The sequence below is a fragment of the Actinoplanes nipponensis genome, from assembly GCF_016862275.1.
Classification (GTDB): Bacteria; Actinomycetota; Actinomycetes; order Mycobacteriales; family Micromonosporaceae; genus Actinoplanes; species Actinoplanes nipponensis.
Map to the genome: position 1 here is coordinate 32,221 of NZ_BOMQ01000070.1, position 14,930 is coordinate 47,150.

The 14,930-nt window shown below is 71.1% G+C and carries 10 protein-coding genes and 1 tRNA gene; 4 read left to right on the forward strand and 7 right to left on the reverse strand.

Annotated elements, in window-relative coordinates:
- The first annotated feature begins 30 nt into the window (after positions 1-30).
- Complete coding sequence (locus Ani05nite_RS29865; protein ID WP_203773922.1) at positions 31-435, forward strand: hypothetical protein; 405 nt, start codon at positions 31-33, stop codon at positions 433-435.
- Here Ani05nite_RS29865 and Ani05nite_RS29870 read toward each other — a convergent pair.
- From Ani05nite_RS29870 to Ani05nite_RS29880, 3 genes are all read right to left on the reverse strand, one after another.
- On the reverse strand, positions 410-1,720 hold the full coding sequence (locus tag Ani05nite_RS29870; RefSeq protein ID WP_203773924.1) for an MFS transporter: 1,311 nt from the start codon (positions 1,718-1,720) through the stop codon (positions 410-412). The genes Ani05nite_RS29865 and Ani05nite_RS29870 overlap by 26 nt on opposite strands.
- Before the next feature lie 223 nt (positions 1,721-1,943).
- The gene (locus tag Ani05nite_RS29875; protein WP_203773926.1) at positions 1,944-2,819 is read right to left on the reverse strand and encodes an alpha/beta fold hydrolase; all 876 of its coding nucleotides are present in this window, start codon (positions 2,817-2,819) and stop codon (positions 1,944-1,946) included.
- Positions 2,820-2,866: 47 nt separating this feature from the next.
- Positions 2,867-3,691, reverse strand: a complete 825-nt coding sequence (locus Ani05nite_RS29880) for an alpha/beta hydrolase (protein WP_239130753.1) — start codon at positions 3,689-3,691, stop codon at positions 2,867-2,869.
- A 150-nt stretch (positions 3,692-3,841) separates the two neighbouring features.
- Here Ani05nite_RS29880 and Ani05nite_RS29885 point away from each other — a divergent pair, with 150 nt between their 5' ends.
- Both Ani05nite_RS29885 and Ani05nite_RS29890 read left to right on the forward strand, forming a co-directional pair.
- A complete protein-coding gene (locus Ani05nite_RS29885; RefSeq protein ID WP_203774042.1) occupies positions 3,842-5,422 on the forward strand; it encodes an ABC transporter transmembrane domain-containing protein in 1,581 nt (526 codons plus the stop codon).
- Positions 5,419-7,128: an ABC transporter ATP-binding protein gene (locus tag Ani05nite_RS29890; RefSeq protein ID WP_203773928.1), complete on the forward strand. Its 1,710-nt coding sequence runs from the start codon at positions 5,419-5,421 to the stop codon at positions 7,126-7,128. Before Ani05nite_RS29885 ends, Ani05nite_RS29890 begins: the two co-directional genes overlap by 4 nt.
- 15 nt (positions 7,129-7,143) lie before the next feature.
- Here the strand turns inward: Ani05nite_RS29890 and Ani05nite_RS29895 are convergent, their stop codons facing one another.
- Positions 7,144-8,514 carry a PQQ-dependent sugar dehydrogenase gene (locus Ani05nite_RS29895; protein ID WP_203773930.1) on the reverse strand — a complete coding sequence of 457 codons (1,371 nt, stop codon included), beginning with the start codon at positions 8,512-8,514 and terminating at the stop codon, positions 7,144-7,146.
- A 750-nt stretch (positions 8,515-9,264) separates the two neighbouring features.
- On the opposite strand from Ani05nite_RS29895, the gene Ani05nite_RS29900 reads away from it, so the two are divergent.
- Positions 9,265-9,948 (forward strand): DUF4232 domain-containing protein, encoded by a 684-nt coding sequence (locus Ani05nite_RS29900; protein WP_203773932.1) that lies wholly within the window; start codon positions 9,265-9,267, stop codon positions 9,946-9,948.
- Between the two features lie 480 nt (positions 9,949-10,428).
- On the opposite strand, the gene Ani05nite_RS29905 is transcribed toward Ani05nite_RS29900, so the two are convergent.
- The 3 genes from Ani05nite_RS29905 to Ani05nite_RS29915 form a co-directional block, all read right to left on the reverse strand.
- Positions 10,429-10,506, reverse strand: a tRNA-Lys gene (locus Ani05nite_RS29905).
- Positions 10,507-10,688: 182 nt separating this feature from the next.
- Positions 10,689-13,721: a type I restriction endonuclease subunit R gene (locus Ani05nite_RS29910; RefSeq protein ID WP_307836724.1), complete on the reverse strand. Its 3,033-nt coding sequence runs from the start codon at positions 13,719-13,721 to the stop codon at positions 10,689-10,691.
- Positions 13,722-14,909, reverse strand: a complete 1,188-nt coding sequence (locus Ani05nite_RS29915) for a restriction endonuclease subunit S (protein WP_203773936.1) — start codon at positions 14,907-14,909, stop codon at positions 13,722-13,724.
- Positions 14,910-14,930: the final 21 nt, after the last annotated feature.

Below are 14,930 nucleotides of genomic sequence, written 5' to 3' on the forward strand. Positions count from 1 at the left end.
TATTGAATTCTTCGAACGGGACGTGCCGCTGTGACCTTCCTGCCCCGCGCCTCGGCGCTCGCCGCCGTCCTGATCCTCGGCGGCGCCGTCCTGTCCGGCTGCGCCGACGACGCCCCGGACCGGCCCTCCGGCGCCGATTTCCTGCCGGCCCCGACGACGACGGCCACCCCGGCCGACGAGGGCTGCGGCGACGTCGCCGCGGCGGTCACCAAGCATCTGAACAGCGACGACGTCGACAAGGTGACCGTGGAGGGGCAGTGCACGACGGTCGTGGTCGGCACCGTGCTGGCCGATGAGGACACCGCCACCGGCCAGCAGCTGTGCGACGCGGCGGGCGAGGTCGCGTACACCGGGGACATCAACTCGGTACGGGTGCTCAGCAAGGCCGGCACCGAGCTGTCCAACGGCATCACCGGGATGAAGTGCCTGCCGTAGCCCCGGCGCTCGAGCCCGCGGGCCCGGGTAGGTCGCGTCCCAGCCGGGCCAGCGGCGAGAACGCCATCAGCAGGGGCGACAGCATCATGCCGGCGGCCGTCACCAGCAGGGCGGCCCGCAGCCCCCAGCCCTGCGCGAGGACGCCGCCGAGCACTGAGCCGAACGGCATCAGCCCCATGCCCGCGAAGGTGATCGTGGCGGCCGCCCGGCCCTGCATCCCGGCCGGCGTGACCGCCTGCCGGATCACCATGACGGTGACGTTGACCAGCTGACCGAAGGCCGCGAAGACGAAGTTGATCGCGACCAGCGCGGGCAGCGTCACCGCCGGGGAGCCGTGCAGCGCGGGCACGCACAGCAGCACGCCGTCGCCGATCGCGGCCGCGGCGACCAGCACCACGCCGTAGCCGAACCGGCCCGGCAGCCGGGCCGCGAGCAGCGAGCCGGCCAGCGCCCCGGGCCCGGTCGCGGCGAGCGCCAGCCCGACGGCGGCCCCCGACAGGTGCAGCTCCCGGGGAAGGAAGACCAGGTAGGCGGTCATCGTCGCGGCGAAGAAGAACTGGTACGCGGCCGAGGCGAGGCACACTACCCGCAGCGCCGGGTCGCCCGCGACGAAGCCCACTCCCGCGCGGATCTGCCGCCACGTCCGCGGGCGCCGGCCCGGATGCTCCGGCCTGGCCTCGCCGCGGATCCGCGCGATGGACACGAAGGACAGCACGAAGAACACCGCCCCGGAGGCGACGGCCGCCGGCGCGGCCAGCACGGACACCAGCGCCCCGCCGAGCGCGGGCCCGCCCAGCTGGGCCGCGGACCGGCTGCCCTCGATCAAGCTGTTGCCGCCGGGCAGCTGATCGCGCCGGAGCAGCCGGACGAGGGAGGCCTGATAGGCCACGTCGAAGAACACCGACAGCGCGCCGACCGCGAAGGCGACCACGAACAGCAGCGGCAGCCCCGCGCCGCCCAGCCCGACGGCCACCGCGGCCGCACCCAGCGCCAGGGCGCGCCCCAGGTCGGCCAGCGCCATCACGGTCCGGGTCCGCCACCGGTCCACCCACGCGCCGGCCAGCAGCGACAGCATCAGGACCGGCGCCTGACCCACCGCCCGCAGGACGCCCAGCTCGCCGGCGCCGGCGTGCAGGCCGAGAACGGCGATCAGCGGCAGCACCACCAGGCCGGCGTGCTCACCCAGCTGGGAGGCGGTCTGGCCGGACCAGAGCCGGCGGAAGTCGGCGTCGCGCCAGAGGGCCGGCGGACCGGGCCGGGGCGGACGGGAGGCAGCGAACGGCATGGCGATCCCTCGGGTTGCCGCTGTGCCGCCCGCGCGGGAGGCAGCACGCGATGACAGGCCGCCGGTGGCGGCCTCTGACGTCAGCGCGTGCTCGGACGACCGGGCATGCCTCAGCTCCTCGAGGGTTCGGTACCGGCCGACCCTAGCCGCCCCGGCCGCGGCCCGACAGGGAATTCCGGGTCACCGTCACCGGCCCGCGATGCTCGCCCGCCCGCTGCGGCCGTCAAGCCGCGTCCAGCACCTCGCGCAGCTTCGCGGCGAACTCCTCCGGCTTGCCCGCGTAGCCGAACTGGCCGCCGAGGAAGCCGCCGTGGTGGCTCGGGAACACCGTGGCCTCCTGGCCGAGCAGCGCGGCCACTCCAAGGGCTGCGCGCCCGGTGTAGAGCTGCGCCGACTCCTCACCCACCGCGATGACGATCCGGGTCGGCGCCGCGGTCAGCGCGGCCACGTCGGGACGGTAGTCGGTGACCGCCCACGAGCTTTTCGACAGCAGCGGGTCGTCGCGTTTGCCGTCGTCGTCGGCCGGCATGCCGTACGCGGCCGGGTCGGGCGCGGGCTGGGCGAAGTAGGCGTCGGTGAACTCGCCCGTCCAGGACGTCATCGCGATGAACGCGGCCATGCCCGCGCCGAAGCCCCGCGCCTGGTACGCCTCGTGGAAGGCGGCCCGGGCCCGGTCGGCGCCGACCGCGTCGGGGAGCGCCGCGTTGATCGGCGGCTCGTGGGCCACCAGCGTGCGCACGTCGCCGGGGTGCGCGGCGACCAGTTCGAGCGCGGTCACCGCACCGCCGCTGCTGGCGAACAGGTCGACCGGGCCGGCGCCCAGCTCCTCGATCAGCAGGTGCAGGTCGGCCGCCTGCTGCTGCGGGGTGTGGTCGGAGCGGCCGTCCCGGCGAACGCTGCGGCCCAGCCCCCGGGGGTCGTAGGTGACGACCGTGCGGTCCGTGAAGTGGCCGGCGAGGGCGGTGAAACCCTCCGCCGTCATCGGCTGACCGATCATGAGCAGCGGGGGAAGCCCAGCGGCCGGCGGCAGCGGACCGCGGACGTCATAGACCACGTCGGCGCCGGGCGCGGCGAGCGTGTGGGTCTGCGTCTTCGTCATGGCGGTGAGGATACGACCGGCCCGCCGCTCCGGGAGCGCGAACGCCGTCACCGGACACCCGCCGCGAGCTCGGCGACCGCATCGACGAGCTGCCGCCCGTCGAGCAGCGCCGCGTCGTTGTGATCGGCGCCGGCGACCGCGACCACCCGGACGGGCCCGGCGGCCCGCCCGGCCACGGCGAGGCTCTGGGCCGGCGGGACGACCGTGTCGGCCGTGCCGTAGACGACCAGGGTGGCCGCGGTGACCCGGGCGACGAGGTCGCCGACGGGGAACCGGTCGCGCAGGAGCAGCCGGACCGGCAGGAACGGGTAGTGCTCGCGGCCCGCCGCCGGCAGGTCGGTGAAGGGCGACCGCAGCACCAGCGCGGCCGGCGGATGCCGGACCGCGAGCGCGGTCGCCACCGCCGCGCCCAGGCTCTCGCCGAAGTAGACCAGCCGCTCGGCGGGGAAGCCGGCCCGGTCGATCAGGTACGCGCGGGCCGCGTCGGCGTCGCGGGCCAGGCCCCGCTCGCTCGGGTCGCCGGGGTTGCCGCCGTAGCCGCGATAGTCGGTGAGCAGCACGGTGAGACCCCGGCCGGCCAGCGCGGCGGCGAGCGGCAGCCGCCCCTGGCGGTTCCCCGCGTTGCCGTGCGCGACCAGCACCGCCACCCGCCGGTCGGGCGTGCCGGGCGGGGGCCTGACCAGCCAGGCGCCCAGGGTCAGCCCGTCCACGGTGGGCAGTGAGACCTCCTGGACGCCGGCGCCGAGGCGGGGCGCCGACCGGTCCGGGAAGTAGATCAGCCGTCGTTGCAGCAGCCACCCCGCCGCCACCAGCAGCGCCACGAGCAGCAGCACGACGAGCGCCGCCCGTACCGGAGCCGACACCTTGACCACCACCTCACTGTCCGCCGGCCCGCAGCCGGATAATGCTTTGCGGCCCGCCACGGGGCATCAGGCAGCATGGTGCGCGTGGACATACGGGGACCCGCACGTTACCTCTGGTGGCTCGCCCGGCACCTGAAGGGCCGGGTGCTGCTCGGGGCCATGTTCGGCTCGCTGTGGTTCACCAGCCTGGCCTTCACGCCGTACCTGCTGTCCCAGGCCATCGACCGCGGCCTCGCGCCGCGCCGGCCGGGCGCGCTGCTGGCCTGGACCGCGGCGGTGTTGCTGGTCGGCTCGGCCAGCGCGGGGCTGGGCATCATGCGCCACCGGTCCATGACGAAGCTGCGGCTGGCCGCCGCGCTGCGCACCGCCGACGCGGTGATGACGCACGCCACCCGGCTCGGCGCCGCGCTGCCCCGGCGGGTCACCTCCGGCGAGGTGGTCACCATCGGCATCGCCGACGTGTGGACCATCGGGCGGGCGATGAACGTGGGCGGTGTCGGGGTGGCCAGCGTGCTCGCGTACGCGGTGGTGGCCGTGCTGCTGTTCCGCACCTCGCCGCTGCTGGCCGTCGTGGTCCTGGCCGGCGTGCCGGTCCTCGCCCTGGCGGTGGGCCCGTTGCTGGTCCGGGTGCAGGCGGCCGGCGCGCGGTACCGCAAGCGCCAGGGCGGCCTGGCCGCGCAGCTCGTCGACGTGATCGGCGGGCTGCGGATCCTCAACGGACTCGGCGGCAAGGACAGCCACCTGGCCCGGTACCGGCGGCACTCGGCCGAGCTGCGCGACCTGGGCTACCGGGTGGGCCGGGTGAGCAGCTGGGTCGGCGCGCTCGGCGAGGGCCTGCCGGGCATCTTCCTGGCGGTGGTGATCTGGCTGGCCGCGCGGCAGGCGGCCGCGGGCGAGCTGACCGCCGGCGAGCTGATCGGCGTGTACGGCTACACCGCCATGCTGGTCATCCCGGTCAACGTGATGATCTTCTGTGGCTTCGACATCACCCGCGGGCTGGTGGCCGCCCGGCACGTGGTCGCGTTCCTGAGCCTGCCGCCGGACGAGGCCCCGGGCGTGCCGGCCCCGGAGCGGCCGGCGGTGCTGCACGATCCGGTCTCCGGGGTGTCGGCCGAGCCGGGCCGGCTGACCGCGCTCGCCGGGGCCCGCCCGGCCGACACGCACGCCGTGCTCGAACGCCTGGGCCGGTACGGCCCGACCGACGCGACCTGGGGCGGCGTGCGGCTGGACCGGATCACCCGGGAGGAGGTGCGGGCGCGGATCCTGGTCGCCGAGCACGAGGCCGACCTGTTCGCCGACCCGCTGCGCGAGGTGGTCGCCGGCCGCAACTCCCCGCACGACGAGCGGTTCCACGCGGCGGTCGAGGCCGCGGCGGCGCACGACGTCGGCGCGCCGGACCACCCGGTCGAATGGGGCGGCCGGAACCTCTCCGGCGGCCAGCGGCAACGGGTCCGGCTGGCCCGGGCGCTCTACCAGGAGCCGGAGATGCTGCTGGCCGCCGACCCCACCTCGGCGGTCGACGCGCACACCGAGGCGGCGATCGCCGGGCGGCTCGGCGCGGCCCGCGACGGCCGCGGCACGGTCGTGGCCACCACGTCGCCGGCCCTGCTCGACCGCGCCGACGTCGTGCACTACCTGGTCGACGGGCGGGTGGCGGCCAGCGGATCGCACCGGGAACTGCTCGCCGTGGTCCCGGGCTACCAGCGCCTGGTCGCCCGCGTGTTCGGCGAGGAGGCGTGAGCGCCGTCCTGCCGGTCGCGGACCGGCGGCTGGTGTCCCGGGCCGCCCTGCGCCTGGTCGGCGCCGACCGCCGCGCCGTCGCGGTGCTGATCGTCCTCAACACCCTGGCCGCGCTGGCCGGCCTGGCCGGCCCGTGGCTGCTCGGCCGGATCATCGACACCGTCACCACCGGGCCGGGCGCGGGCCGGGTGGACCGGCTCGCCGTGGCGGTGCTGGCCTGCGCGGTCACGCAGCTGCTGCTGTCCCGGTACGCGCTGACGGTCGGCTACCGCTTCGGCGAGCGCACCGCCGCCCGGATCCGCGAGGACTTCCTGCGCCGCTCGCTGAACCTGCCCGCCGCGGTGGTCGAGCGGGTGCCGGCCGGGGACCTGACCGCCCGCGGCACCACCGATGTGGACCTCGTCGCGACCACCCTGCGCGATGTCCTGCCGGAGATGTTCGTCTCCGTCGTGCAGATGCTGCTGATCGTCACCGCGGTCGTGGTGCTGAGCCCGCCGCTCGGGGCGGCCGGCCTGCTCGGCTTCACCGGCATCTGGTTCGTCACCCGGTGGTACCTGCGCCGGGCCCCGGACGCGTACCTGCGGGAGGGCGCGGCCAACTCGGTGATGGCCGACGAGCTGGCCGCGACGACCGCCGGCGCCCGCACCATCGAAGCCTTCGACCTGCGGGAACGCCGACTGGCCCGGGGCCACGCGGCGATCGCCGAGACCCGGCGGACCCGGCTGGCCACGCTGGGGCTGCGGTCGGTGTTCTTCCCGCTGGTGGAGATCTCGTACGTGCTGCCGGTGGTGCTGGTGCTGCTGATCGGCGGCCGGCTGTACTTCACCGGCGCCGTCACGCTCGGCACGGTCGCCGCGGCGCTGCTGTACCTGCGGCAGCTGGCCGGGCCACTCGACAACATCATGCTGTGGATCGAGCAGCTGCAGAGCAGCGGCGCCTCCTTCGCCCGGGTCGAGGGCCTGGCCGCGGTGCCGGCCGACGGCGTCCGGGCGACCCGGCCGCCCGACGGCGACCGGATCGAGGTGCGGGGCGTGCGCTACGCGTACGACTCTGGCCAGGACGTCCTGCACGACGTGGAGCTGACCGTACGGCCGGGAGAACGGCTGGCCATCGTCGGTCTGTCCGGGGCCGGCAAGTCGACCCTGGCCCGGTTGCTCGCCGGGGTGGACCGCCCGGACGCCGGATCGGTGACCGTGGGCGGCGTCCCCATCGCCGACCTGCCCCCGGACGAGCTGCGCCGGCAGGTGGTGCTGGTGACGCAGGAGCACCACGTCTTCCGCGAGTCGCTGCGGGAGAACCTGATGGTGGCCGCCCCGGACGACGTGCTGCGGCGGGCCCTGCGGACGGTCGGCGCGGACTGGGCCGACGACCTGGACCGCGACCTCGGCGAGCATCCGCCCGACGGCGGCCAGGCCCAGCAGCTCGCGCTGGCCCGGGTGGTGCTCGCCGACCCGCACACCGTCATCCTCGACGAGGCCACCGCGCTGCTGGACCCCACGGCCGCCCGGGCCGCGGAACGCGCGCTGGCGGCGGTGCTGCACGACCGTACGGTCATCGCGATCGCGCACCGGCTGCAGACCTCGCACGACGCCGACCGGGTGGCGGTCATGGACGGCGGCCGGATCATCGAGCTGGGCGGCCACGACGAGCTGGTGCGGGCCGGCGGGCCGTACGCGTCCCTGTGGCGCTCCTGGCACGGCGCCTGACCGGCGCGGCCCGGCTCAGGATCCGGGTGCGGTGACGCGGTACACGGCGCCGGCGAGGTCGTCGCTGACGTACAGGGCGCGGTCGGGGCCCTGCACCGCCATGACCGGCCGGCCCCACCGAGAGCCGTTGGCCTGCTGGAACCCGGTCAGCAGGGTCTGCTGGGCGCCCAGGGCGCCGTCGCGCCAGGCGAAGAACGACACCTCCGGAGCCCGCGGCGGCCTGCGGTTCCAGGAGCCGTGGACGCCGACGAGGGCGCCCGGACCGTAGCCGCCGGCCAGGCCCGGCGAGGTGGCGAAGCTCAGGCCGAGCGGCGCCGAGTGCGCGCCCATGCCCTGCTCGACCGGGGGCAGCGCCGCGCAGTCGAGCTTGCGCCCGTCCGGGTTGGTCTGCACGTCCCGCACGAACGGCCGGCGGGTGTAGCTCAGCGGCGAGTCCGGCCGGCCCGGGTTCACGTCCGGGTCCGGGTTGCAGTACGGCCAGCCCAGGTCGCGCCCGCGGGTCAGCCGGGCCAGCGGCTCCAGCGGGTGGTCGTTCACGTACCCCTGCCGGACCTCGCCCTGCTCATCGCCCTCGTACGGGTAGGCGATGTTGTCCCGGTTGTTGACGGCGGTCCACACCGCGCCGTCGGGATCGACGGCGAGCCCCGTGCCGTTGCGCACTCCGCGCGCGAAGACCGTGGGCTTCCCGCCGCCGGGCGCCGCCCGCAGGATCGCGGCGCGCTGCGGGTCCGCGTCCCGGTCCTCCGCGGACACGTTGCCGGTCGAGCCGACCGAGACGTAGAGCGCGCCGTCCGCGCCGACCGCCACGCTCTTCAGCGCGTGCGCGTACGCGCCGCCCAGCTCCGGGCTCTTCGCGTCGGGCAGCCCGTCGATCACGACCCGCCGCCCCGACACCGCGCCGGCCCGGTAGGTGAAGGCGTCCACCCGGTCGCTCTCGGCCACGTAGAGCGTGTCACCGGCGAAGGCCAGCCCGTGCGGCTGGTTCAGCCCGCTGAGCAGCGTCTGCTGCGCCGGCGCGGCATCGTCGCCGCCCGGGAGCAGCGCGATGACATCGCCGGACTTGGGCCGCGATACCAGCAGCTGCCCGTCCGGGGCCCAGGCCAGCAGCCGGGCGCCGGGCAGCCGCGCCCACACGGTGACCGTCCAGCCGGGCGGGGCCTGCAACCGCCGGGCCTCGTCGAACGGCGCCGCGGCCGTGCCGCCGAGCGGCCGGACGGTCGTGCTGGCCAGCGCCGGCACCGTCGCGCCGGCCGCGGCCGAGGACGGCGGCGCGGCGCTGCCCAGCGGCGTGGCGGCGGGCGCCGGGGTTCCCGGCTCGCCGGCCGAGCAGGCGGCCAGGGCGAGCGCCAGACTTCCGGCCGTCACCGCGCGCGCGATCGTGTTCACCCTGCATCTGTACCCACCCGCCCGCCGGGCCGCAACCCGGGCCGGGTCCGCGTGCTGCCGCGACTTCCAGGCGGTCACGGCGACGAGCCCGATCCGGTTCCACAAGCAGACCCGGCTGCGGCAGACCCGGCTGCCCCCGGCCACCAACCCGGCGACGTCACCGCGATCAGCCAGCGGTTCGGCCACGACGGCCCGGCCCGGTTCAGCCGCGAGCACCGACGGCAGTTCGGAGCGCCCCTGAGCCCGGACGCCGGCGCTCTCCCGGCCCCGGCGCCGGCGCGCTTCAGCTCGGACGCCGCGGGAACTGCACGCCGGTCAGCGTGAACATGGGGGCCTCCGGCCATCGACCAAGTTCGCTTCCTCAGTCATGCGCCGGTGGGGGTGAGCGGTCCAGCGCCCGAAGGCAGTGGCGGGAAGCGGACAGGCCGTACAGCTCGGAAGCTGGACGCCCTGGTGATGCCGGCGCGTGGAATCGCGGGTCGCGTCTTGGTTGTTCCGTTCTTGCGCCGGTTACGTGTCCACCGTGGTGGGTTCCGCACCGCGTACGCCGCCGAACAGGCCGGCCAGGCACCGGAACCTCGGATGACCACTTTCTGCGCCGCCCGGCCGGCGCGGGAGAACCGGCCGGTGCCGGCCACCGAGGCTGGCACGAAGGTGGGATGGAGCAGCTGCACCACGCCCCTAGGGTTGCCGTATCCGGCGGAGCGGCCGGTCCTCCCGCTAATCTCTTTCGGACACGAGGTTGCTCTGATGAACTGGCGCCCCCTGCTCGCAGTCCCCATTCTGTGCACCGCTGCGGCGCTGTCGCTGACCGGCTGCACGGCCAATGCCTCCGTGACCGCCGGCCCGGCCGACGCTGCGAGCGCGCCGGACACCGGCGGCTCCACCCGGACCGGCGCCGGAACGCCGGCGGTCCGGAACTCCGCGGCCCCGAAGGCCGGGTCGCCGAAGACCAAGGCCCCCAAGACCAAGGCGCCGGCCGGCGACCCGGGCGACCCGCAGGCGCCCGACTGCGCGACCGCCCACCTCACGATCACGGTCGATGACGCCCAGGGCGCCGCCGGGCACAGCGTCGCCGCCATCCACTTCCGCAACACCGGCGCCCGGTGCTGGATCAAGGGCTACCCGACCGTCGTCGGGGAGACAGCCTCCGGCGCCCGGGTGGCCGTCGAGAAGACGTTGCACGGCTACGGCGGCGGGCTCGGCGCCGGGGACAACGAGATCTCGCCGTACCTGTTGGAGAAGGGCGACACCGCGTCCGCCGTGATCGATGCGCTGAACGCCGACCCGGACGGCACGGCCTGCAAGCCCGTGACGACCCTCGAGGTCAGCCCGCCGAAGCGGTCGGAGTCGGTGCGGGTCGCCTGGAGCGGGGGCTGCGCCGGATTCGAGGTGCATCCGCTCCTGCGCGGGATGACGGGCCAGGCCATCTGACGTCTCGTCGAGGAGGTCAAGAATGCCCTGGGCCATAGCGGCCCGGTTCGCGAAGAGTGGACGCAGATCCGGCTGCCCTTCGGCGGCCCGGTGCTCGTAGGGAATCGATGGGATGGCGTGGAAGATCGTCATGGCGATGGCGTGTAACGACTCCGGCATGCCCACCCGCCGATGCCACCAACACGATCACGGCTGCGGCCAGATCGTCGTGTGCTTCGCTGAGTTGCCCGGTCAGGTCGGTGATGAGGGCCTGCGCCCGGGCGAGGTCGCTTCGGAGCCGCTGGTGCAGCACAGTGGGTTCATCGACGCGAGTGGGTCACCCCACCGGCACCCTCGCCCCGGCCGGCCAAAGAAGCCGCCGAAATGATCCCGCGGAGGGCCAGCCGACGGCAGTTCGGTGTCGGGGGTTCCCCCGATGTCTCCCGAACCTCAGACGAATCTGGGCACCCTCCGAAAATCGGAGAATGCCCAGTTCAACCATGGTGCGCCGCGTAGGACTTGAACCTACAACCCGCGGATTAAGAGTCCGCTGCTCCCGGTGTCAACCAATGCTAAGCTGTGCCGCTTCGAACCGGCTTCTACCGCTTTGCGGCGTCATCGGGCCAGGACTTCTGTCGGCTAATGCCAGGCAGGGGTGATCCACGCCAGGACCGTCGATCACGCATGGATCACGTCAGCCCCGTGGCACGGCGGGCATACCGTCTGCGGGGCCTGGTGGCGCGACTTGTCGACGTGGGTTGTCAGTAGTGCTCGGAGATGTAAGCGTGGGCGTGATCGAACAGGTCACCGCTGGCTGGCAGGTGATATTTCTGCAGAACCTTGCGGATGGCGATCCGGACGAGGCGATCGCCGTTTTTTGTGTGTGACCAGCCGTCGTAGCGCACTTCCTTGACGATGGCGTCGATGTCGACCACGACTCGGCCGATGATGACCGGGGTGTTCTTGGGTGCGTACTCGTTGAAGATCTGGGTCAGTGCACCGACGTGCGGGTCCGGGAGTAGGTCGAGGCCATCCCTACCATCTGTGTCTTCGGCCTGCTCGGCGCTGGTGACGTCTTTGGCCAGGGTGAACAGCTCCCGCAGGTACTCGATCGAGTCACGGGCCTGGGTGAGCACGCGTTCGCGAAGCCTGTCGAGGCGTTCAGACAAGGTCCGGTAGACCTCGTGGTCGCCGTTGGGGCCAGCGAGCCGGCGGCGGATCCGTTCGGCGATGCTATCGATGACCTCCTCTGCGGTTTTCGTCGTGACTTTGGTGTCATCAGCTGGGATCAGGCCCTCGTCGATGAGGGTCCGGATGGTGTCGGCGTCGGCGATGACGGCCTGCCGGTCGCTGCCCCTGACGGTGACCTCCCCGATGTGGGAATGGACCAGGTCGAGGGTTTTCGCGCCGAGCCGGTGCCACAGCAGTTCGTTGGCGGAGTTGGTCGGCATGACCGAGGCGTAGACCTGAGACAGGAACCGGTAGTCGGATCGGTGCTCGTCAAGGCGCGCGTCTGGGTAGCACATCTCCCAGATGCCCTGCAACATCTGGAAGCGGGCGGCGAACCGGTCCCGAGAAGCCGCGTCGGGGATGCGTTGGTGGGCGTCCTGGAGCGTCTGCGAGCCGACGGTAGCGCGGTCGATGCCGGCGAAGCGGTCGAGGACTTCGGCGATCTCGAAGGTGAACTGGTCAATCAGCCCGTCGAGTTCGATCTTGCGACGGGCTGCCAGCGGGTTGGCCGGGGCCATCGCTCGGGCGAACCCGTCACCGAGGCCGATGTAGTCGCAGATCAACCCGTAGCGTTTCTCCTGCCCGGTCTGCGGGTTCTTCCAGGGCCGGTTCGCGCGAGTGATGGTCTGGAACAGGGTGTGCAGCTTCATCGGCTTGTCGAGGTACATCACCCCCTCGATCGGCGCGTTGAACCCGGTGCCGAGTTTGGAGGTGACGATCAGGAACTTTAACGGGTCACCGAACGCGCGGAATCTGTCGAGAAGCTTCTCCTCTTCGACCTCCGACAGCGCATGCCTTCTCCATTCCTCGTCGTCCTTGGACTGCACACTCATCACCACCGCGCACTCGTCCAGCGGGTGCCCGGCATCGTAGCGGCGGGCTAGCAGGCGGTTGATCTCGGCCGCGTACTTCACGCACAGGTCCCGGTCGACTACCACGATCTGCGCCTTCATACCGAGCGGGTCGATCGTGGCGTAGAAGTGCTCTACGAGGTCAGCACATACCTTCTGGATCCGTTCCTTGTTTAAAAAGAACGTCGACGTTCTTGACACCTTCTTCGTCAGGAATTCTGCCTCGTCTTCGGCGAGGCCCTCCGCCGCGGCCAGCTCCGCGAACGCCTCGTCCAAGCGTTCCTTGTCGAGCTGGAACTCGACAAGGCGCGGATTGACATGGATCGGCACCGTCATGCCATCGGCGATGGACCGGTCCGAGTCGTAGGTGTGCAGCACCTGGCCCGGGTCGTCAGGGTCGCCGTAGAGCGCGAATGTGTTGCGGTCCAGGTCAGCGATCGGGGTGCCGGTGAACCCGAAGAAGCGGGCGTTCGGCAGCGCCTTGCGCATGTGGTCGCCGAGCTGCTTCTCCTGGGAACGGTGCGCCTCATCGATCAAGACGATGATGTTGTCTCGGTCGTTGAGCACGCCGGCGTTGGCGAACTTGTGCACCGTGGTGAAGATCAGGCCCCGCTTGTCCCGGTGCCCGAGCAGGTTACGCAGGCCCGCGGCCGTGGTGGGCGTCTCGAGCCTCGGCATGGACGTGGTGCGGAACTGGTCGTAGGTCTGCCGCACCAGCTGGATCCGGTCGGCGATCAGGATGATCGTAGGGTTCGTTAGCTTGGGGTCAGTGAGCATCTTCGCAGCGGCGAACACCATCGCCAGGGTCTTGCCGGACCCCTGGGTGTGGTGCACTAGCCCGCGCCGCTTTACACCGTCGCGGGCCCGCTCGGCGATCAGGTTCACCGACTCATACTGCGGATACCGGGCAACGATCTTCACCAAGTGCGGCTCACCCACCGGATCGGCAGAGGTCTCGTACACAGTGAAGTCATGCAGCAGGTCTAGCACCGTCCGCGGCGTCAGCAGCGTCTCCACACACCGCTGCACTCGCTTCCACCCTGACACGGTTGGAGCATCAACAGTCGAGCCCCACGTCTCCCAGTGATCGATCGAAGCTCCGACCGGGCCGTAGAAGAACTCCCGACCCTCCGAGGCGAACGACAACACATTCGGGACGAAGAACTGCGGCTGCCGGACCTCATAAACCTCGCTGATCTCCTTCGCGCCCTTGATCCACGAGATCCGCTGGTCGACCGGCGTCTTCACCTCGCCCACCACGAGCGGGAACCCGTTGACCCACAACACAATGTCGAACCGAGCTCGATTGCCTGGCACCCCGACCGTCACCTCGTCCGATACAACCAGCGTGTTGTTCTTCGGAGTCACGAAGTCGATCAGCCGGATCGGCACATCGTGGGCGGTGCCGGTGAACTGGTGCGACTGGCGGCCCTTCAGCCATTCCATAAACCCCCGGTTCGCCGCCACCAACCCATCCTCGGCGGCCGTCAGCGTTAGCATCCGCAGCCGCGCCAGGACCTCGTCAGCCCGCGACGGATCCTCGGCCACTGCCGGGTTCAACCGGACCAACGCCGACAATACCTCCGACTCGATCAGTGGCTGCTCCTCGGCCCGGTTCAACTGGTCCCCGGGTACGTACGTCCAACTGCCCGCCCGCAACAAGTCCAGGATAGGGGCCTGAACACTGTTTGCTTCGTTGAACCCGGCCACCACTTACGCCCCTAACAGATCGTCGTAGGACTCCGGAATCTCATGTGTACCCGAAAGAAGAGCGGCAGCCACTTCAGAGCGTAGGGATTGCAGCTTGCCCATCTGGGCCGTCATAGCCATTGCGTGAAAACGAATTGCCCTAAACGCTTCGCCCAAGGCTTCCTGTCGTTCGCCTTTGATCCAAGGTAACCGGATCGAGCGAACTATTCCCATATTGATCGATGGTACCGCCCCTGCCTGCGCCAGGTCGCTCAATCTGACGCCTTCAATTGCACCTAGCAGGAACTCTGGATCCACCCCTTCTTGCGGCTCAATCACAAGATGGTTTTCGTCAACTGCCGCTTCAACATCCAGAATTCGCTTATTATTGGTGAGGATCGAGCCGCCAACACGTGGGAATACGACCGTGCCCACGGAATGAACTCGCCCGCCTCTGGATTCTATTTCTTTCGCAGTCATCTGAGTGCTTGCCAGGTGGTAGCCAAATAGGTTTACGATCGAACTCATGTCCGCGATCTTGAACCAGGAGATATCGCCCGTCCGCACGCCCTGACATTCCCGCGGGAGGCCCCGCCCCTGACTTACTGTAGCAATTTCGTTCAATACGGCCGTTTTGCCGTCCCCTTGAACCGATTTTACGATTTGGCCCCGCAGGGCTGCAAGGCGATCAATGGCCAACGCGACTTGTCTGATCACCGAATCAGCCGTGTCAATGAGGTCGACGATGCGCCGCTGTTCCTCGACTGACGGAAGAGGAATTCTGATCGCCTGGAAACCTTTGATCGAAAGCGTCCGATTTCGATCCGCGGATCCTGGCGATGCTTCTCCGATCGCCGACAGTCCAGGTTCGCTCAAGAAGTAGTGACGAAGGTACCGAACATCAACTCTACGCTCATCTGTTGGAACGTAGAAGAGAAATCTATTCGACGCTACGGCAGCCGCATCAGCTTCAGAAGTCACTCCAATGGCACCTTCCCATGCCTTAATGTTGCTGAGTGCCAACGCGCCGGCCGGGAAGTGGAAATAGCGCAACTTGCTAAGCTCGGCCCCCGGCGTGGGCGGATAGTGAAAGATGCCCTTGCCAAACGACTTCATGCCGATGGCGACATAGTTTGCGGCGGGTTCGATGCCGACGGACCGTCTTGCTGGCTGAAGAATGTCGCCAATCGTGACCGCTTCACTGTTTCTCATCTACGCACCCACCTGGTGTGG

Bases quoted from the DNA above. Each gene is read 5' to 3' on its own strand.
- Ani05nite_RS29870 (WP_203773924.1), bottom strand. From the start codon at position 1,720: ATGCCGTTCGCTGCCTCCCGTCCGCCCCGGCCCGGTCCGCCGGCCCTC.
- Ani05nite_RS29875 (WP_203773926.1), bottom strand. From the start codon at position 2,819: ATGACGAAGACGCAGACCCACACGCTCGCCGCGCCCGGCGCCGACGTG.
- Ani05nite_RS29885 (WP_203774042.1), top strand. From the start codon at position 3,842: ATGTTCGGCTCGCTGTGGTTCACCAGCCTGGCCTTCACGCCGTACCTG.
- Ani05nite_RS29900 (WP_203773932.1), top strand. From the start codon at position 9,265: ATGAACTGGCGCCCCCTGCTCGCAGTCCCCATTCTGTGCACCGCTGCG.
- Ani05nite_RS29915 (WP_203773936.1), bottom strand. From the start codon at position 14,909: ATGAGAAACAGTGAAGCGGTCACGATTGGCGACATTCTTCAGCCAGCA.